This window comes from Limnohabitans sp. T6-5, assembly GCF_003063315.1.
Lineage (GTDB): Bacteria > Pseudomonadota > Gammaproteobacteria > Burkholderiales > Burkholderiaceae_C > Limnohabitans_A.
Map to the genome: position 1 here is coordinate 105,383 of NZ_NERV01000004.1, position 17,693 is coordinate 123,075.

General features: G+C 60.3%; 20 protein-coding genes. 10 read left to right on the top strand and 10 right to left on the bottom strand.

What is annotated here, in order from left to right:
- Positions 1-499: 499 nt before the first annotated feature.
- Entirely contained in the window at positions 500-2,170 is a 1,671-nt protein-coding gene (locus B9Z51_RS15875) for a hypothetical protein (RefSeq protein WP_108376150.1), read from the top strand.
- A gap of 71 nt (positions 2,171-2,241) precedes the next feature.
- Positions 2,242-3,003: a hypothetical protein gene (locus B9Z51_RS15880; RefSeq protein WP_146187788.1), complete on the top strand. Its 762-nt coding sequence runs from the start codon at positions 2,242-2,244 to the stop codon at positions 3,001-3,003.
- A 45-nt stretch (positions 3,004-3,048) separates the two neighbouring features.
- On the opposite strand, the gene B9Z51_RS15885 is transcribed toward B9Z51_RS15880, so the two are convergent.
- Complete coding sequence (locus B9Z51_RS15885) at positions 3,049-3,345, bottom strand: hypothetical protein (RefSeq protein ID WP_108376152.1); 297 nt, start codon at positions 3,343-3,345, stop codon at positions 3,049-3,051.
- A gap of 130 nt (positions 3,346-3,475) precedes the next feature.
- On the opposite strand from B9Z51_RS15885, the gene B9Z51_RS18700 reads away from it, so the two are divergent.
- Entirely contained in the window at positions 3,476-3,910 is a 435-nt protein-coding gene (locus B9Z51_RS18700) for a Fic family protein (RefSeq protein ID WP_199227566.1), read from the top strand.
- A 54-nt stretch (positions 3,911-3,964) separates the two neighbouring features.
- The gene (locus B9Z51_RS18705) at positions 3,965-4,519 is read left to right on the top strand and encodes a hypothetical protein (RefSeq protein WP_199227567.1); all 555 of its coding nucleotides are present in this window, start codon (positions 3,965-3,967) and stop codon (positions 4,517-4,519) included.
- Positions 4,520-4,837: 318 nt separating this feature from the next.
- Here the strand turns inward: B9Z51_RS18705 and B9Z51_RS15895 are convergent, their stop codons facing one another.
- From B9Z51_RS15895 to B9Z51_RS15920, 6 genes are read right to left on the bottom strand one after another with little or no spacing between them, the layout of a single operon-like run.
- The gene (locus B9Z51_RS15895; RefSeq protein WP_108376153.1) at positions 4,838-5,707 is read right to left on the bottom strand and encodes a YihY/virulence factor BrkB family protein; all 870 of its coding nucleotides are present in this window, start codon (positions 5,705-5,707) and stop codon (positions 4,838-4,840) included.
- Entirely contained in the window at positions 5,707-6,648 is a 942-nt protein-coding gene (arcC, locus tag B9Z51_RS15900) for a carbamate kinase (protein ID WP_108376154.1), read from the bottom strand. Before arcC ends, B9Z51_RS15895 begins: the two co-directional genes overlap by 1 nt.
- Before the next feature lie 19 nt (positions 6,649-6,667).
- A complete protein-coding gene (gene argF, locus B9Z51_RS15905; protein WP_108376155.1) occupies positions 6,668-7,666 on the bottom strand; it encodes an ornithine carbamoyltransferase in 999 nt (332 codons plus the stop codon).
- Between the two features lie 27 nt (positions 7,667-7,693).
- Complete coding sequence (locus B9Z51_RS15910) at positions 7,694-8,911, bottom strand: arginine deiminase (protein WP_108376156.1); 1,218 nt, start codon at positions 8,909-8,911, stop codon at positions 7,694-7,696.
- A 37-nt stretch (positions 8,912-8,948) separates the two neighbouring features.
- Positions 8,949-10,397: an arginine-ornithine antiporter gene (gene arcD / locus B9Z51_RS15915; protein ID WP_233255005.1), complete on the bottom strand. Its 1,449-nt coding sequence runs from the start codon at positions 10,395-10,397 to the stop codon at positions 8,949-8,951.
- A complete protein-coding gene (locus tag B9Z51_RS15920) occupies positions 10,394-10,651 on the bottom strand; it encodes a hypothetical protein (protein ID WP_146187789.1) in 258 nt (85 codons plus the stop codon). The genes arcD and B9Z51_RS15920 overlap by 4 nt, the downstream gene beginning before the upstream one ends.
- A gap of 21 nt (positions 10,652-10,672) precedes the next feature.
- Here B9Z51_RS15920 and B9Z51_RS18475 point away from each other — a divergent pair, with 21 nt between their 5' ends.
- Both B9Z51_RS18475 and B9Z51_RS15930 read left to right on the top strand, forming a co-directional pair.
- Positions 10,673-11,020, top strand: coding sequence for a hypothetical protein (locus B9Z51_RS18475; RefSeq protein ID WP_158272912.1), 348 nt, complete (start codon positions 10,673-10,675; stop codon positions 11,018-11,020).
- 3 nt (positions 11,021-11,023) lie between these two features.
- A complete protein-coding gene (locus B9Z51_RS15930) occupies positions 11,024-11,200 on the top strand; it encodes a Na+/H+ antiporter NhaA (protein ID WP_108376160.1) in 177 nt (58 codons plus the stop codon).
- Positions 11,201-11,237: 37 nt separating this feature from the next.
- Here the strand turns inward: B9Z51_RS15930 and B9Z51_RS15935 are convergent, their stop codons facing one another.
- The 3 genes from B9Z51_RS15935 to B9Z51_RS15945 all read right to left on the bottom strand — a co-directional run bounded on the left by B9Z51_RS15935 (position 11,238) and on the right by B9Z51_RS15945 (position 13,664).
- Positions 11,238-12,512 carry a Y-family DNA polymerase gene (locus B9Z51_RS15935; RefSeq protein WP_108376161.1) on the bottom strand — a complete coding sequence of 425 codons (1,275 nt, stop codon included), beginning with the start codon at positions 12,510-12,512 and terminating at the stop codon, positions 11,238-11,240.
- Between the two features lie 4 nt (positions 12,513-12,516).
- Positions 12,517-12,957 carry a LexA family transcriptional regulator gene (locus tag B9Z51_RS15940; RefSeq protein WP_108376162.1) on the bottom strand — a complete coding sequence of 147 codons (441 nt, stop codon included), beginning with the start codon at positions 12,955-12,957 and terminating at the stop codon, positions 12,517-12,519.
- 71 nt (positions 12,958-13,028) lie between these two features.
- The gene (locus tag B9Z51_RS15945; protein ID WP_108376163.1) at positions 13,029-13,664 is read right to left on the bottom strand and encodes an SOS response-associated peptidase; all 636 of its coding nucleotides are present in this window, start codon (positions 13,662-13,664) and stop codon (positions 13,029-13,031) included.
- A 139-nt stretch (positions 13,665-13,803) separates the two neighbouring features.
- On the opposite strand from B9Z51_RS15945, the gene ltnD reads away from it, so the two are divergent.
- From ltnD to otnI, 4 genes are all read left to right on the top strand, one after another.
- Complete coding sequence (gene ltnD, locus B9Z51_RS15950) at positions 13,804-14,703, top strand: L-threonate dehydrogenase (RefSeq protein ID WP_108376164.1); 900 nt, start codon at positions 13,804-13,806, stop codon at positions 14,701-14,703.
- Positions 14,700-15,968 carry a 3-oxo-tetronate kinase gene (gene otnK / locus B9Z51_RS15955; protein ID WP_108376165.1) on the top strand — a complete coding sequence of 423 codons (1,269 nt, stop codon included), beginning with the start codon at positions 14,700-14,702 and terminating at the stop codon, positions 15,966-15,968. Before ltnD ends, otnK begins: the two co-directional genes overlap by 4 nt.
- Positions 15,969-16,082: 114 nt before the next feature.
- Entirely contained in the window at positions 16,083-16,742 is a 660-nt protein-coding gene (locus B9Z51_RS15960) for an aldolase (RefSeq protein ID WP_108376166.1), read from the top strand.
- Positions 16,743-16,799: 57 nt separating this feature from the next.
- Positions 16,800-17,633 (top strand): 2-oxo-tetronate isomerase, encoded by an 834-nt coding sequence (gene otnI, locus B9Z51_RS15965; RefSeq protein WP_108376167.1) that lies wholly within the window; start codon positions 16,800-16,802, stop codon positions 17,631-17,633.
- Positions 17,634-17,693 lie beyond the last annotated feature (60 nt).

Below are 17,693 nucleotides of genomic sequence, written 5' to 3' on the forward strand. Positions count from 1 at the left end.
CGTTGAGTATCCAAGGTCAGTTATGCAGCGGTTGCAGCCTTTCGGCCAACACAGTCGGACTCACGCTTACGACCCTGAATCGATCACCGAACCGCTAAGGTCGAGTCAAGCGAGGGATGGTCTGCAGAAGCTGCGATCCGACGGCCATAGCTATGGCCAGCGCTACACCATGAGCGCCTTGACCAGCTCATTCACCTCTGTAGACAGTCGCAACAGCCAGTCGCGCATTTCGGCACTGATCAAAGATCACGCGCTTCCGTCTGGAACCCAGAGTTTCGCGGCTGATATCGGTTTCAGATAAAGGGCATCTAAATGGCGTTGCGTTTCTGCGAGGACGGAAGGAGCGCTTTACTAGCGGAGACGTAACGCACTCATGACGGAGTGAGCGTGCGCATCTGCTCACAGAACGACTTGCAATCGCTACTTCTTCTCACGGGGTAATCGCCGACCTGCAATTCAGCGCTACCATGCTGAAGTAGCCAAATTTAATTGAATTCCAATGTCACTCGAACAAGTCTTTGTCGAACAAGCAGAGTATCTGGAGGATGAATCCTTCAATGAATGGCATGCGCAGCACCCAGACGAAAGCAAGATTCTCCGTAAACTGACTCAAGGGGGAGCGAAGTTAATCTCAGGCCCACGTGGGTGCGGTAAGACCACCCTCATGCTAAAAGGCTTTCACTCGATGCTATCGAGCTCGGACGCCGCCTTTCCTGTTTACGTAAACTACAAGCGCTCTCTGTCTATCGAGCCTCTCTACAAGAGCGGAACAAACGGCACTTACTGGTTCAACCAGTGGGTACTGTTGAAGCTTTACCTTGGGGTATACGACACCTTGAGACGCTTGGGAAGCTCCCTTGAGTTATCCATATCTCAGGAGGAGGCTAGTAAAGCTGCCTCATTGCTGGAGATGTCTAATGCGTCGCAGGTTAGCCTCCGCCCTCTGTCAGTCATCACACTAGAAGAAGATCTGCTTAGGGCTGCGGAAAAGCTAAATCGCTCTAGGTGCGTGCTGCTGCTAGACGACGCTGCTCACGCATTCTCTGTGGACCAACAGCGAGATTTCTTCGATTTTTTCAGACAAATCAAATCCCAGTACATCGCCCCTAAGGCCGCCGTCTATCCCGGTGTAACTAACTACTCGTCATCTTTTCACGTCGGTCATGATGCAGAGCAGATCGATGTTTGGATCAAGCCAGAAAGGGTCGAATATCTCGGGTTCATGCGGAAATTCGTCACAACGCGCTTTCCGCCCGCACTTGCTGCGACCATCTCTAGCTCAGAGTCGCTAGACCTACTCAGCTTTGCTTCATTCGGAGTGCCTCGGACTCTATTAAACATGCTTCAAGAACTAGCTATCGAGAAGGATGGCGAGCTTGTTGGGATCAATCTGAATCGAACAGATGTGCTCAGAACGATCAAGCAGTCATTCTCGAACACCAAGAAACTGTTCACGTCTCTTTCTGCCAAGCTCCCTGTTTACAGTAGCTTCATAGATACAGGGGAATTGATCCTTACAAACTCTGTGGCGCTGGTGAAGGCATACAACAAAGGAAAGCCAACGGAACGACAGAGTGTTTCGATCGCCTTGGCCACAGATGAGCTCACCCATGAGTTGTCGAAGGTTTTCTCGCTGTTTCAATATGCTGGTCTTTGCATTCCGAAGGACGAGCTCGTGAGTCGAGGCGAGAAGGGGCGGTTTCAGATCTTCACTCTGCACTATGCAGCGTTAGTTGATGCCAACGCTTTAATCGGCTCAAAATCGGTGAGTGTTTCTGAGTATGTTGCCGCATTTTCGAAGCGGAACGCCCACGAATTCACGCGCACGAAGGCGGCAAGTATCACTGGTGCGTTGACGGATCCGTTTGCTCTATCGCTTCCGCCTTGCAGTGCGTGTCAAACCCCGCGACTGTTCGAGGACGCTAAATTTTGCGCTAGGTGCGGCACGCCCTTAACAACCCCCTCGACGTATTTGGCCCTTATGAATGCGGATGTCGACAAGTTACCGCTCACGAAGACGCGAATTGAAAAAATCAAGGAACAGTCTTCGATTCGAAAGATAAAAGACATCCTATATGACCAAGAGCATAGGGCTCTGCTTGGGGTCGATCGAATCGGTCGCTATTGGGCAGCAAGGATCGTGGCATTGGCGGAGGAGTTTGTTGAATGACTTGGAGGACTTCAGCTTGCATGTCCATAGGCAGAGTTACCTGCCCTGACACAAATTCTCTGGTAACTCCGATGACAGGTAAGCGTCCATCGGCTATCGACGATTTTTATGCGTCCACAAGCACCTCGCTCACAAAAGTTGATCCAACTTTCATAGCCACATATGGCGATGACGTTGTGGGACTTCTGTTTGTTGGTCTTATATCTTCGACCGAAAATTATTTCAGAGACATTCTTGGGTTCGCATTAACAATCTGCCCTGTTTCACAAGCACATTCTTCGGGCGAAAAAGTCCAGCTTGGCTCAATGCTCTGGGCGGAAGGCTCGCTACAAAATCGCTCCGCTTTCGAATTCCATGCATTCTCAAGTGCTGAGAGCATTCGAAAGGCAGTACAGAACTTCACCTGCTATCAAGTTCGTACCAATGGCACCTTCGCATCAATGCTAAATGAGTACGACAAACTGTGCGAGTTGCGGCATGCTGTCGTCCATTCTGGTCACATCGTAGCCGGAAAGAACGCGCTCAAATTGGGCCTAAAAAGGAGCGCGATTCCCCTTAAGGTGAAGTTAGGTTATGCCGAACTGCAGGCTGCTGGCAGCGTGTGTACAGCATTGGTGCAGGCTGCCAATACCGAGCTATTTGAGGAGCTTATTGTCCGATGGGCGACCACTTGGCGCAAACTTCCATCATGGATGCCATCCGATGAAGTCAAGTTGCTCCGTACAATCCGCGCCGCGTTCTTGTCCAAGAGAGATGGTGCGAACAAGACGATCACGGGAGCGAGCAAGGGCGTTCAGTTTGAGGCTGATGTTAGGGCTGAATTCAACCTTTAGCGGCTTGAGCTCCTTCACCTTGTCTGTTTTCGCCAACAGCGGTTCCTAGCCGAGCGCATCGGTCAATGTCAGGTATCGGTAAACGCCGACATCGGGCGGACCAACCCGACTGGCCGCACCCAGCCTAATCCGCCATTGCCTCGCCAAAGTCAAACGACCACACGGCTTCAAACCCCACCCCGCATTCCCATACCCCAACTCCCAAGCCTGCGCCATCTGCGCCCGCCGCGCCTTGGGCAAAATCGGGTCGCTTTTGGCTTTTTCCATGCTGCGGTGCGTGGCTTGGGCGATGCGCTCCAGGGTGCAGGCGGATTGGCTGACGCCATACTTCCTCAAACCCATTCGACGTCACCTTAATGTCGCGATAACAGTATTGCGACATTTTTCAGGTACAAATGTCGCAATTTAAATATCGCGACAGGAGCCCACATGGCCAACGCCCCTTTGATGCACGCATACCAAGCTGTGGAGGATGTCATCACCCTTTCTGGACAGCTTTCGGCCCAACGAAACGGCCTACCTGAGCCAGGACATTCGTGATGAACTGCTCTTGCAAGGGCAGGTCTTGGGTGGCCATGAACCCGCTGGCACTTACGCCAGGCAACTGGCCGATCGCTTGTTGATTGACCTGTCGTGGAACTCTAGCCGCTTGGAAGGCAACACTTATTCTTTGCTCGAAACCGAGCGCTTGATTTCAGCGGGCGAGGCCGCCACGGGCAAAAATGCCTTGGAGGCGCAGATGATCCTCAATCACAAGGGGGCCATTGAGTTTTTGATCGATGCTTCAAATGACATCGACTTCAACCGTTACACCCTGTTGAATCTGCACGCGTTGCTCAGCGACAACTTGCTGGACGATCCGACTGCCAGTGGTCGTTTGCGTTCAATTCCGGTGGGTATTGGATAAACCACTTTTCTACCGCTGAAAGGCCCGCAACGCATCGAGGAATGTTTTGACCAGGTGCTGGACACTGCAGCGGCGATCCGTGACCCGTTTGAGCAGGCATTTTTTGTGATGGTGCATTTGCCTTATTTGCAACCGTTTGTGATCGTCAACAAACGTGTATCTCGTTTGGCGGCCAATATTCCCTTGATCAAGCGCAATCTGTGCCCGCTGTCATTTGTCGACGTTCCGCAGTCCTTGTACATCAGCGCCTTGTTGGGCGTTTACGAACGCCATCGCACCGAGTTGCTGCGCGATGTGTTCGTCTGGGCTTACAAGCGCTCGTGCGCCCGATATTCAGCAGTGCGTCAGTCCTTGGGCGATCCTGACCCTTTCCGTTTGCAATACCGGGAAAAGATTGCCGAAGTTGTCGCCCATGTGGTGCGCCAAAAAATGAACAAGGCACAAGCTGTGCACCACATTCAGCAAGTTGCTCAACAAATGGAGGCTCTGCATCGGCCCCGTTTTATTGAGGTCGTGGAAACGCAGCTGCTCCATCTTCACGAAGGCAATATGGCCCGTTACCGCCTGCGGCCCAGTGAATTCAGGCAGTGGCTTGAAACATGGCAGTGATACTGCCGCCCTGCTCAACCCCTCATAACGGTCGCTCGTCCGGTGCATGCCAGACCAGATTCGGTCTCAGGAACAACGACTGGTTTGACCTGAGCCATCGCAACGGCAGAAATCGGACTTGGCTTCAGCGCTCGTGCACATGCCGCAGACGCACCTTGACTGCGACACGCCCCCGTACCTCCTGCAGCTCATCATCAAATGGCTGTTAGAGGCCAGGGGATTGAATCGTCAATGCTCGTTGAGCCTTGGTCGACAAGCCAGCTTCGCTTTGATACTGAGCCACTTTCGATGCGCCAATACCTGACGAGGTGTGGCGGTTCAGGTGTCTGTCGTCTTGTGCGAACCGAAAGTCCGAGCGTAAGCGCAGGTGAACTCGGCGCCAACCAACAGGATCTGTGCTGAAAAGTAGACCCACAGCAGCACCACCACGAGCGAGCCGGCCGCGCCGAAACCCGAGGCCACACCGCTGCGGCCGATGTAGGCGCCAATCAGGAACTTGCCGCCGCTGAACAGCAAGGCCGCGATCAAAGCGCCGAGCCAGACATCGGATACCAGCACACGTTGGCGCGGCATGACCTTGTAGATCAGGCCGAACATGATGGCCACGAGCAAGAAGCCACCGATCGCATTGCTCGCCTCCACAAAGGCTTGCCAGCCGCCAAAGACGGGATGGAGGCGTCGGCCCATGGCAGCGATCATGGCACTGGTGACCAGCGACACGATGAGCAGAAATCCCAACGCGAGGATCATGCCGAATGCCATCAGGCGAGCGCGAACGAGCGTGAGCCAGCCGCTCTTTCGCAAGCGCCCCGGCACGCCCCAGATGCGGTCGAGCGCATCTTGCAGTTCGGCGAACACAGTGGTGGCCCCGACGACCAGCAGCACCAGTCCAACGGCGGTGGCCGTCAAGCCCTCAGCGGGTTCACGCACGCTGGCCAGCAGGCCCTGAACGGCGCCCGCACCGACATCGCCCATCAGGTCCTTGAGCTGCGCCTGGATCTCACCTCGCGCGGCGTCCTCACCGAACACCAGACCAGCCACCGACACCACGATCAGCAACAGCGGTGCCAGCGAAAACATCGTGTAGTAGGCCAGCGCAGCGCCCATGCTCGGCACATAGTCGTCGACCCACGCGTTGGTCACTTGCTTGAACAATCCCCACCACGCGGCGGGCCAGTCGGCGGGCATCACAGCGTGTCGGCACCACCGGCCGATGCCAGGCAGACCTGGGTGCCCGCACTGCCCGCGAGCATGTCCTCGATGCGATCGAGTGATCCGATCACGGCGCGCCGGCCCGTGGCCAGCACGAAGGCGCATGCCGCCTCCACCTTCGGTGCCATTGAACCTGCTGCGAAATCGTGCCCGGCCAAGGCCTGCGGCGTCACCTGGCCGATGGCGCGTTGAGTGGGCTGGCCCCAATCGAGGTAGACCGCTGGCACATCGGTGGCGATGACCAGAACGTCGGCCTGCAATTCACGCGCGAGCAGGCTGGTGCAGAGGTCTTTGTCGATCACGGCTGAAACCCCCTGCAGACCCTGATCGCCCCCCTCGCCGGTGCGCGCAACCGGAATGCCCCCACCACCCGCCGCGATGACGAGCGCGCCGTGCTCCAGCAACCAGCGTATCGCCTGCAAGCCGAGCACTCGCACCGGCAGCGGCGAAGCGACAACGCGTCGGAAGGCTTCGCCGTCCGGTGCCATGACCCAGCCTTTGTTTGCAGCCACGCGCTCAGAATCGGCCTTCGAGTACACCGGTCCGATCGGTTTGGTCGGATGCTGAAATGCCGAGTCCTGAGGGTCGACTTCTACCCGCGTGATGAGCGTCGTCACTGTGCGCGTGGTCGGCAGCCGGTTGGCCAGTTCCTGCTCCAGCAAGTAGCCGATCATGCCGTCGGTCTGTGCACCCAGCACGTCCAGTGGATAGGCCTCGACCTTCACGTAGGCGGCGGCCTGAAGCGCCAACAGACCCACCTGCGGGCCGTTGCCATGCGTTAGCACCAAGTCGTGCTGTAGGGCAACCCTGGCCAGCTGCGCGGCCGCTGTGCGGATGTTCTCCAACTGGTTGTCGGCCGTGGGCAGCTGGTCGCGCCGCAACAGCGCATTGCCGCCCAGGGCGACGACCACTTTCATGACCGTGCTCCGCTCGCGCTCATCCGAGCGTGGCCACCAACAGGGCCTTGATGGTGTGCATGCGGTTTTCGGCCTGCGTGAAGACGATCGAGGCGTCAGACTCGAACACCTCATCGGTGACCTCGATTTCGCTCAAACCATACTTCGCATGCACCTCGCGACCGACTTCGGTGTCCAGGCTGTGAAAGGCTGGCAGGCAGTGCATGAACCGCGTGCGCGGCTTGCCAGTGGCCTGCATCAAGGTGCTCGTCACCTGGTAGGGGAGCAGTTGTTTGATGCGCTGCTGCCACACCGATTCGTCTTCGCCCATCGACACCCAGACGTCGGTGTAGAGAAAATCTGCACCGACCACGGCTTTGAGCGGATCGGTCTCCAGCGTGATGCGTGCGCCAGTGCTGCGGGCCAATTCGCGCATCTGTGCCACCAGCTCAGGCGGCGGCTGCAGCGCGGCGGGCGAGCAGATGCGAACATCCATACCCATCTGTGTGCCGCCGACCAGCAGCGAGCTGCCCATGTTGAAGCTGGCATCGCCCAGATAGCAAAAGCTCAGATCGTGCAACGGTTTCTCGCCGAACTCCTGCATCGTCATCAGGTCGGCCAGGATCTGCGTCGGGTGTGCTTCGTCCGTCAGCCCGTTCCACACGGGCACCTTGGCAAAGCGCGCCAGCTCCTCGACCACACTTTGGTGGAAACCCCGGTATTCGATGCCGTCGTAGTAACGCCCGAGCACGCGGGCCGTGTCCTTCAGCGATTCCTTGTGGCCCAGCTGGGAACCGGCGGCATCCAGGTAGGTCACATGCCCACCTTGATCGTGCACGGCCACCTCGAAGGCGCAGCGCGTGCGTGTCGAGGGCTTCTCGAAGATCAGCACAATGTTCTTGCCTTTCAAGCGTGGCAGTTCGTTGCCCACCTCCTTCGAGCGCTTGAGCTCAGCCGCCAGGTCGAGCAGGAAGCGAATGTCATCGGGCGCAAAGTCCTTCAGCGCCAACAGACTGCGGTTATGAAGGTTGAAACTCATGAGGCACTTTCGTCAGGGGATGGAAGATCAGAGCGCGTCGCGCTCGATCGGGCACGACATGCAGCGGCTGCCGCCGCGGCCGCGGCCGAGTTCGGAGCCCGAGACGGTGATCACTTCGACACCGGCCTTGCGCAGCAAGGTGTTGGTGTGCGTGTTGCGCGCATAGCCGATCACCACCCCAGGCGCCAGCGCCAGCAGGTTGTTGCCGTCGTCCCATTGTTCGCGTTCGGCTTGCCAGGCGTCGCCGCCAGTGGCCACCGCGTGCAGCTTCGGCAGGTTCAGTGCAGAGGCTACGACCTCGAGAAAAGATCCTGTCTCCGTGCGCACGTCCAGACTGCCCTCGCGCTCGCCGGGCCGCAGGCTGTGCACGCGGATGGCGTCCACCATTTCCGGGAAGCTCGTCACGAGGTCCACATCGCAGAAGGTGAACACGGTGTCCAGGTGCATGGCGCCGCGCGATTTGGGTATCTGTGCGGCCAGCACGCGGGTGGCGGCCCCACGCAAAAACAGCGCGCGCGCCAGCTGGCTCACGGCCAGCGGCGAGGTGCGCTCGCCCATGCCCACCAGCACCACGCCTTGGCCGAGCGGCATCACGTCGCCGCCTTCCAGTGTCGCGCCGCCGTGGTCTTCGTCGGGGTCTCCCCACCAGGTGGTGACCTTGCCAGCGAACAGCGGGTGAAAGCGGTAAACGGCGGCCGTCAGTAAGGTCTCTTGCCGACGCGCGGGCCAGTACATCGGGCACAGCACCACGCCTTCACCGATCCAGCAACTGCTGTCGCGGCTGAACAGTGTGTTGGGCAGGGGCGGCAACAGGAAATCGGTGGCCGTGGAAAACCGTGCCAGCAGACCCTCGGGCTCAAACGGCAGTTCGGCGCGGGCCAGACCACCGATCAGGTGCTCGGCAAGGTGCATGGGCGGCAGGCTTTCCAGCCAGGGGCGCAGCTGCAACGCCAGTTCGTTATCCACAGTGCCCGGGTCGAGTTTGCGGTCGAGCAGCCAGGTGCGGGCCACCGGGTCGGCCACGACAGTGGCCAGCAGATCGTGCAGTTCAAGGACCTCAACACCGCGGTTGACCATCGCATTGGTGAAAGCGTCATGGTCGTTGCGCGCCTGAGACACCCACATGACGTCGTCAAACAGCAGTTCATGGCAGTTGGCAGGCGTCAGGCGCCGCTGTGCCAGACCGGGTCGACACACCAGCACGCGGCGCAAACGGCCGACTTCGGAATGCAGGCCCAAAGTCATGGGATGGGCCATCGGCAGGCTTGAATGATGGGATCGCTCACAGCCCCAACTTTCCGGTGGCCAGCAGCGTGGCCGCCACGCCCGCGAGCGCCAACAGCGCGGCCAGGATCGACCACTCCCAGCCCGTGAACACACGCTCGTGGCGCTGTCGCTTGGCCCAGGCGTACAGCAGCGCGCCCGGTGCGTAGAGCAAAGCGCTCAGCAGCAAATACTTGAAGCCTGCGGCGTACAGCAGCCACACACAGTACAGCGTGGCCAGTGCAGCGACGGGCGTGTCGCTGCGACGGCGGGCCGTCTGGGCGCCCTCACCCCGCCAAGCCAGCGAAAGACCATAGGCTGCGCTGAACAGATACGGCAGCAGGATCATCGCCGTCGCCAGCGAGATCAGCGCCAAGTACGATGCCTTGGAGAACAGCGTCAGCAACAGGAAGAGCTGCACCATGCCATTGGTCAGCCACAACGCATTGGCGGGTACGCCTTTGCTGTTGGGTTGCGCCAGCCACTTGGGCATGACACCGCCGCTGGCCGGCGTGAACAGCGACTCGGCAGCCAGCAGCATCCAGGCCAAGAAGCCACCGCCCACCGAGACGATCAGGCCGACGTAGATCAGCACCGCGCCCCAGGTGCCGACGGCACTTTCCAGCACACCGGCCATCGACGGGTTCTTCAGTCCGGCCAATGCGGGCTGATTGAACACGCCCAGCGACAGCAGCGACACGGACATCAGCAGCAGCAGGCAGATCAGGAAACCGATGGCGGTGGCGCGACCCACGTCCTCGCGCTGCCTGGCCCGCGCTGAATACACGCTGGCGCCTTCGATGCCGATGAACACCCACACCGTCACCAGCATCGTGCTCTTGACTTGGTCAAGCACCGAGCCGAGCTTTGCATCACCCCAGAAGTCGAGGCGGAAGGTGTCGATCTGGAAGGCCATGGCCACCAGCACGATGAACAGCAGCAGCGGCACGATCTTGGCCGCGGTGACCACCGCGTTCAGCACCGCAGCGCCCTGGATGCCGCGCAGCACCATGAAATGGATGCCCCACAGCACCACCGAAGCGCCGACGATAGCCGCGGGCGAATTGCCGGTACCGAACACCGGGAAGAAGTAGCCCAGCGCACCGAAGGCCACCACCAGGTAGCCGACGTTGCCAATCCAGGCACTGACCCAGTAGCCCCAGGCCGAATTGAAGCCCACGTACTCGCCCGACAGCGCACGGGCGTAGGCGTAGACGCCGTTGTCAAGTTCGGGCTTGCGCAGCGACAACATTTGGTACACGCGCACCAACAGCAGCATGCCGATGCCAGTGACGGTCCAGCCGATCAGAATGGCGCCCGCTCCGGCGCCCGCCGCCATGTTCTGTGGCAGGCCGAAGATGCCGCTGCCGATGATGGAGCCAACCACCAGCGCCACCAGCAGACCCAGACCCAGCTTGGCAGGGGCCGGTGCTGGCGAAGAATGGGGGACGGCGTCTGGGCTGTTCATGCCGCTTCGTCCCCCCATGTCTGCAGGTGACTCAGCCTCTTGTCCCTGGCCTGCCCCGTGCTCGCGATGGCCCGCGCTTCTTCAGGGGGGGTGCTTGCCAAAGGACTCATGGAGATGCTGCCGCGTGCGGCTGATCCGTCCAGCCGGTTGAGCAGCTTGCAGACGATGGTGATCGTTGCCTCGTCGGGCTCGTTTACGGTAGGCGCCAGCTCCCGGACGATGTCGTCGTAGATGGCGGCGTTCGTGTTCGGCATGCACATTCCAGGAAGCGAAGGATGGGTCAAGGTAGCGCCCTGACGACCGTCGGTCTGTTCGCTGCCGAACCCACTGGTTCAGGCGTGCGGTGCCACTGGGGGTGCCACGCCCTGCACCCCATACAGCGTCGACCCGCGGTCGATGGTGTTGCCGAAGACGCCTTGGGTGGGCGTCAGCGCGATGCCCCGCACATGCCGCGCGTCGCGCTGGGCCAGCACCTCGATGGCCCCCTGGCCATCTTCATCGGCGCACAGGGATCGCGACAAGCGGTGCGAATGATTCCTGAGCGCTCAGGGGATCACATGGTGCGGCCATTCCAGCTGTTTGCCCAACGGCAGGCCTGCGGTAGCCTGGTGCTGCTGGGTTGAGCCATGGTGGCGCTCGCGTGGGCCAACTCGCCGTGGGTGGCGGCCTGTGGGCAGATGCTGGGCATTGCCTTGGGCATTTCGTTTGGCGAACAGGTGTTGCGCTTGGACCTGCGCCACTGGATCAACGACGGCCTGATGGCAAATAGATCAGCATTTTTCTTGACTAAAAGCCCCCCTTGATTCGCTTGCCAGGTGAGCGTTTCCAAATTTGTTAATCTCAAACGACTGGCATCTCATGCCAGCAAGTGGTGTAGTTCGGTGACTTGCTTTCCTGAAGCATTTGCCATTCTTTGAACGCTCCTTGGGTTGACACCTTCACCGTCCCGCGCCCATAGCGCTGGTTCAGGTTGTCGAGCGCCTGCATCAGTTTGATGTTGCTGGTGGTCTCAGGTTCCAGCAAGTCACCTTGCCTGTGCGTGACAGGGCTGATCTCGCTGAGCATGATCCCTGCCTTTTTGTACTGGTAGCCCTCTTTGAACATCCGCTCGCACAGGTAGTCGGCCCAGCGGTTGACCTCCAGGCTATCGTTGGTGGGATACGGCAGTGGCACGGCAAGGCTGGGCATGTACTGCGGCAGGTCTTTGCGAAACCGGTTGGTTTGCAGGAAGACCTGAATTACCGCAGCGTGACTGTTTTGTGCACGCAGCTTGGCGCAGGCGTTGGCCACGAAAGTTGAAAGGGCGTCCTTGAGCACGGCCAACTCGGTGACCATGCCGCCGAACGATCGGCTGGAAATGATCTGCTGTCGCACGGGTTGGATTTCTTGCAGTTCAATGCAGGGCACTTCCTGCAACTCGCGCTGGGTCTTTTCCATCAGCACGCCAAACGCGGCCCGCAGGGTGGGCACATGGGCCACGCGCAGATCTTGCACGGTGTGCACACCATGCATGGCCAGCTTCTGTGTGAGTTGGTGGCCGACGCCCCAGACTTCTTCAACGGGAATGTGTTCAAGCAACTGTGTTTTTTGCTCGCCGCTCAAGGCGTTGTAGTTGAAGACCCCTTTGGAGCGGGGGTGCTTCTTGGCCACATGGTTGGCGAGTTTGGCCAGCGTCTTGGTGGGTCCAATGCCCACGCACACCGGCATGCCCGTCCACATGCCAATGCGTTCGCGCATGGCATAGCTGACATCGCGCAGCTTGGGCGTGCCTGTCAAATCGACAAAGCATTCGTCGATCGAATACACCTCGCACCGAGGAGAAAACTCGCTCAGGATGTTCATGACCCGGTTCGACATGTCGGCGTACAAGGCGTAGTTGCTGCTCATGGCCAGAATGCCGTGCTGCTCGGCCAGTGCCTTGCACTCGAACCAGGGGGCACCCATCCTCACGCCCAAGGCTTTGGCCTCGTTGGAGCGGGACACCACGCAACCGTCGTTGTTCGACAACACCACCATCGGCACATGCGTCAAGTCGGGCCTGAAAATCCGCTCGCAACTGACGTAGAAGTTGTTGCAATCCACAAGCGCCAGCGCTTGCACCTTCGGCGGGGCCATGGCTTCAGTACAGCTTGTGCAGGTTGCGCGTCACCACACCCCAGATCACCAATTCCTCGCCATCCTTGACCACGATGGGCGGGTACAGCGGGTTTTCTGCGATCAGCTTGACCACACCACCCCGGCGGTACAGGCGCTTGACGGTGTAGTCGTTGTTCAACACCGCCAACACGATGTTGCCGTGTTTGGCTTCGATGGAACGGTCGACCAGCAGCTCGTCGCCCTCATAGATGCCAATCCCGCTCATCGATTCACCCTTGACCCGGAAGACGAAGGTGGCTTCCTTGTTGCGAATCAGGTGCTCGTTCAGGTCAATGCGTTTGCGCGTGTGGTCGGCTGCCGGCGATGGGAAACCTGCCGCCACCTTCCAGGTGCAAACATCCAGCCAGACTGGGGTGTCTGGCACAAAAACAGGGGAAAGTGACGATTCGGTAGGCGTGGGCATGGCCTGAATATACTGTATAAATAAACAGCCTTTCAAGTGCCCATATCCCCCTCGGCAAGCGCGCTTTGGTATCAGGTCCTTGGCGCTGGGCAAGCCACCAGTTCAGGCATGTGCTGCCAGCTCATCAATTCGCTGGCCTGGGCCACATCCGCGCTGAGCCAGTCATCGTGCAGCTCGGGGGCGATGACGACGGGGGTGCGTTTTTCATCGCCGGGCTTGTGAAACTGCTTCATCACCGGGTGCTCGTCGGCATTGACCGTGAGCATGGAACAACTCACCACCAGTTCACCCGATGCGGGGTCGGTCCAGCGGTCCCACAGGCAGGCGATGCCAAACGGGTCACCGCTGGCCAGCGCGATCTTCCAGCGCACGGCCTTGCCGGACGCGTAGCTGGGCTCATAAAAGTTGTCGACCAGCACCAGGCCATATTGGCGTTGACGCCATGCGCTGCGGTAGCTGGGTTTCTCGGCGGCGGTCTCGCTGCGGGCGTTATAGGTGTGCCGACTGATCTTGTCGTCCTTGGCCCATGCCGGGATCAGGCCAAAGCGGGCCAGACCGCAAGCAACCCGCCCCGTCTGGTGGCTCTTGACCACGATGGGCGAGGCGAAGCCGGGGTAAGACTCTTCGGGGTAGCCCGCAGGCAGGTCTACGGCGAGCTTTTCCTTGACCCATGGGGCGCGTTGGGTTGGCGTGAAATTGGTGCACACAGGGGCAGTTTATCGTCAGCCCACTCTGCGCCGTCTGGTGGATCAGCACTCAGAATCAGCAGCCATAAAAGGGTTTATCCTGAACCCGCCGCCTCCAATAATTTGTATGATGACCTGATCAATTCAGCGGGTAGGCATCATGACAACAGTGGGTTTGATCGGTTTGGGGGCCATGGGCTCGGGCATGGCGCAGTCTTTGCGCCGGGCGGGGCATGAAGTGCATGTATTCGATGTGCGCCGCGAGGTGGCGGCCGCGTTTGCTGCAGATGGCGGCGTGGCACACGACACCCTGGCCTCGCTGGGCGCGGCGTGTGATGTGATCGTGTCGGTGGTGGTCAATGCCGCGCAGACCGAGAGCGTGCTGTTTGGCGATGGCACCACCCCCGGTTGTGCCGCCAACATGAAGCCCGGCAGCGTGTTCGTGATGTGCTCCACCGTGGACCCCAACTGGTCGGTGGCTTTGGAAGCGCGCCTGCAAGCCATGGGCCTGCGCTATGTGGATGCGCCCATCTCAGGGGGCGCCGCCAAGGCCGCCTCTGGCCAGATGACCATGATGACCGCGGGCCAACCCGAGGCCTATGCGCTGGCCGAGCCGTTTTTGAACGCCATGGCCGCCAAGGTCTACAAGTTGGGCGACAGCGCAGGCGCGGGCAGCAAGGTCAAGATCATCAACCAGCTGCTGGCTGGCGTGCACATTGCAGCGGCCGCCGAAGCCATGGCGCTGGGCCTGCGCGAAGGCGTGGACGCCGCAGCTTTGTACGAGGTGATCACGAACAGCGCAGGCAACAGCTGGATGTTTGAAAACCGCATGGCCCATGTGCTGGCGGCCGATTACACGCCGCTGTCAGCTGTGGATATTTTTGTGAAGGATTTGGGCATCGTGCTCGACATGGCGCGTGCCAGCAAGTTCCCGCTGCCGCTGTCGAGCACCGCACACCAGATGTTCATGCAGGCCAGCACCGCAGGCTATGCCAAGGAAGACGACAGCGCGGTGATCAAAATTTTCCCGGGCATTGAGTTGCCGAAGGGCAAAGCATGAGCAAGCTGAAACTCGGATGCATTGCCGACGACTTCACCGGCGCCACCGACCTGGCCAACAACCTGGTGCGCTCGGGCATGCGGGTGGTACAGACCATCGGTGTGCCGACATCGCCGCTGGCAGCGGACGTTCATGCAGTGGTGGTGGCGCTCAAGTCGCGCACCATCCCGGCTGCCGAAGCCATCGCGCAATCGCTGGACGCCTTGAAGTGGCTGCAGGCACAAGGTGCAGAGCAAATCTATTTCAAATACTGCTCCACTTTTGACAGCACGCCCGAGGGCAACATCGGCCCGGTGACCGAGGCGCTGATGGACGCGCTGGGATGCGACTTCACCATCGCGACCCCGGCTTTTCCGGACAACGGCCGCACCGTGTTCAAGGGCTATTTGTTTGCGGGCAACGTGCTGCTGAACGAAAGCGGCATGCAGAACCACCCGCTCACGCCCATGACCGACGCGAACCTGGTGCGTGTGATGCAAGCACAAACCACGCGGAAGGTGGGTTTGATCGATTACAAGACCGTCGCGCAAGGTGAAGCGGTCATTCGCGAGCGCATCGCCGCTCTGCGCACCGAAGGGGTCGGCGTGGCGGTGGTGGACGCGACCAGCAACGACGACTTGTTGCTGCTGGGCCCGGCTTTGAAAGACATGAAGCTGGTGACCGCAGGCTCGGGCGTGGCCATTGGTCTGCCCGCCAACTTTGGCCTCAAGCCCTCGCTGCAAGCCAGTCACTTGCCTGCGGCCCGTGGCTTGCAAGCGGTGGTCTCGGGCAGCTGCTCGCTGGCCACCAATGCACAGGTGGCGCACTTCAAAGCCACCGGTCGGCCCGCACTGGCGATCAACCCCGCCAGCCTGATGCATGGGCAAACCGATGCCGTGGTGCACCAGGTGCTGACCTGGGCCGCGCCGCTGCTCAAGGGCGGCCCGGTGCTGGTCTATTCCACCGCCGAGCCCGAGGCCGTCAAAGCCGTGCAAGCGCAGCTGGGCGTGGCCGAAGCGGGCGCTTTGGTCGAGCACGCGCTCGCGTCTGTGGCCCGTGGCCTGGTGGACCTGGGCGTGCAGCAATTGGTGGTGGCAGGCGGCGAAACTTCGGGTGCTTGTGTGCAGGCGCTGGGCATTGCGCAGCTGCAAATCGGCCCACAAATCGACCCGGGCGTGCCGTGGTGCCATGCGCCTTCAAGCAGCGGCGGGGTGCACATCACGCTCAAGTCCGGCAACTTTGGCACCGAAGACTTTTTCACCAAAGCTTTTGCCGCCTTGCCATGACCCATGCCCCCTGTAGGAGCGGCGCCCCCGCCGCGAAGGTGCGTCCGCAGCCCACAGACATTCACCCCGAGGGCGGGGCTCCTACAATGAATCCATGCCCTCTGGAGACCTCGCATGAATGAATCCCAAGCCCGCGAAGAGATCTGCCGTGTCGGCCGCAGCCTGTTTGAGCGCGGCTATGTCCATGCCACGGCGGGCAACATCAGCGTGCGACTTCATGATGGTTTTTTGATCACACCCACCGACGCGTGTCTGGGCTTTTTGGACCCGGTGCGTCTGGCCAAGCTGGACCTGCAAGGCCAGCAAGTCAGCGGTGACAAGGGCAGCAAAACCATCACCTTGCACCGCCAGATTTACGCCGCCGCTTGCGAGAGCGATGCCAACACGCGCTGCGTGATCCACACCCACAGCACGCACTGCGTGGCGCTCAGCCTCAATGCCCACGGGCCTGAATTGCTGCCGCCGATCACGCCCTACTTTGTGATGAAAGTCGGTCATGTGCCGCTGGCGAATTACCACCGCCCGGGCAGCCCGGATGCGGCCGAGGAAGTGGCCGATCTGATCCGCAGCCATGCCGCGCAAGGCACGCCGATCCGCGCCGTGATGCTGCCCCGCCTGGGCCCCAATGTGTGGCATGACTCGCCCGCAGCGGCCATGGCCACACTCGAAGAACTCGAAGAAACCGCCCGCCTGATGCAGCTGGCACCCGAGACCCCGCCCCTGCAAACCATTGAGCTGGACGAGCTGCGCCAGACCTTTGGTGCGCGCTGGTGACCCTGTAGGAGTGGCGCCCTCGCCGCGATCGAACCCATTGAACATCGAAAGAAATCCATGCCCCGCTTTGCCGCCAACCTGTCCATGATGTACCCCGACCTGCCGTTTTTGGAGCGCCTCGATGCGGCGGCCAATGATGGCTTCAAGGCAGTGGAGTATTTGTTTCCGTATGCCTTTCCTGCCGCCGAGTTGGCGGCCCGTTTGAAGGCCAATGGCTTGCAACAAGTGCTCTTCAACACGCCCTCCGGGGGCACCGACACCGACAGCTTCAACGCCGCCTGGACGCAAGGCAGCCGGGGCACGGCCAGTGTGCCGGGCCGTGAGGCGGAGTTCCGTGCGGGCTTTGAAGCCGCATTGGTCTATGCCCAAGCACTGGACTGCCCACGCATTCACGCCATGGTGGGCTTGCGTGCCGATGGCGCATCGGTGGAGGCAGCCGACAACACCCTGATCAACAACCTGAAATGGGCCGCAGCCCTGGCCGCACAAGACGGACGCGATGTGCTGATCGAGCCGATCAACACGCGCAGCGTGCCGGGCTTTCACCTGAACCGGCAAGACCACGCGCACCGCATCGTGCAGGCGGTGGGTGCAGACAACGTGAAAGTGCAGATGGACCTGTTCCATTGCCAGGTGGTGGAAGGTGACTTGAGCACCAAGATCGCCCAGTACCTGCCCACGGGCCGCGTGGGGCACTTCCAGATTGCCGATGTGCCGGGTCGCAACGAGCCGGGCACAGGCGAGTTGAACTGGACGAACATCTTCCAGACCATCGACAAAGTGAGCGCCGAATGCGGCTGGGACGGCTGGATCGGCTGCGAGTACAACCCGGCGGACGCCACGGCAGGGGGCACTTCGCGGGGCTTGGATTGGGCGCGCCCCTACTTGTGAGCTCAGAGGTCAGGTCGGCAAGCTGGTGAAGGTGGGCGCTTGTTCTGCCAGCGAGTCGCT

Excerpts from the sequence above, each read along its gene's own strand:
- B9Z51_RS15935 (WP_108376161.1), bottom strand. The coding sequence starts at position 12,512 with ATGGCCCCGCCGAAGGTGCAAGCGCTGGCGCTTGTGGATTGCAACAAC.
- otnK (WP_108376165.1), top strand. The coding sequence starts at position 14,700 with ATGAGCAAGCTGAAACTCGGATGCATTGCCGACGACTTCACCGGCGCC.
- B9Z51_RS15910 (WP_108376156.1), bottom strand. The coding sequence starts at position 8,911 with ATGACTTTGGGCCTGCATTCCGAAGTCGGCCGTTTGCGCCGCGTGCTG.
- B9Z51_RS15875 (WP_108376150.1), top strand. The coding sequence starts at position 500 with ATGTCACTCGAACAAGTCTTTGTCGAACAAGCAGAGTATCTGGAGGAT.
- arcD (WP_233255005.1), bottom strand. The coding sequence starts at position 10,397 with ATGAACAGCCCAGACGCCGTCCCCCATTCTTCGCCAGCACCGGCCCCT.
- B9Z51_RS15920 (WP_146187789.1), bottom strand. The coding sequence starts at position 10,651 with ATGCCGAACACGAACGCCGCCATCTACGACGACATCGTCCGGGAGCTG.
- ltnD (WP_108376164.1), top strand. The coding sequence starts at position 13,804 with ATGACAACAGTGGGTTTGATCGGTTTGGGGGCCATGGGCTCGGGCATG.
- B9Z51_RS18475 (WP_158272912.1), top strand. The coding sequence starts at position 10,673 with ATGGGTCAAGGTAGCGCCCTGACGACCGTCGGTCTGTTCGCTGCCGAA.
- B9Z51_RS15885 (WP_108376152.1), bottom strand. The coding sequence starts at position 3,345 with ATGGGTTTGAGGAAGTATGGCGTCAGCCAATCCGCCTGCACCCTGGAG.
- otnI (WP_108376167.1), top strand. The coding sequence starts at position 16,800 with ATGCCCCGCTTTGCCGCCAACCTGTCCATGATGTACCCCGACCTGCCG.
- B9Z51_RS15930 (WP_108376160.1), top strand. The coding sequence starts at position 11,024 with ATGGTGGCGCTCGCGTGGGCCAACTCGCCGTGGGTGGCGGCCTGTGGG.
- B9Z51_RS15940 (WP_108376162.1), bottom strand. The coding sequence starts at position 12,957 with ATGCCCACGCCTACCGAATCGTCACTTTCCCCTGTTTTTGTGCCAGAC.
- B9Z51_RS18700 (WP_199227566.1), top strand. The coding sequence starts at position 3,476 with ATGTCATCACCCTTTCTGGACAGCTTTCGGCCCAACGAAACGGCCTAC.
- B9Z51_RS15895 (WP_108376153.1), bottom strand. The coding sequence starts at position 5,707 with ATGCCCGCCGACTGGCCCGCCGCGTGGTGGGGATTGTTCAAGCAAGTG.
- B9Z51_RS15960 (WP_108376166.1), top strand. The coding sequence starts at position 16,083 with ATGAATGAATCCCAAGCCCGCGAAGAGATCTGCCGTGTCGGCCGCAGC.
- arcC (WP_108376154.1), bottom strand. The coding sequence starts at position 6,648 with ATGAAAGTGGTCGTCGCCCTGGGCGGCAATGCGCTGTTGCGGCGCGAC.
- B9Z51_RS15880 (WP_146187788.1), top strand. The coding sequence starts at position 2,242 with ATGACAGGTAAGCGTCCATCGGCTATCGACGATTTTTATGCGTCCACA.
- argF (WP_108376155.1), bottom strand. The coding sequence starts at position 7,666 with ATGAGTTTCAACCTTCATAACCGCAGTCTGTTGGCGCTGAAGGACTTT.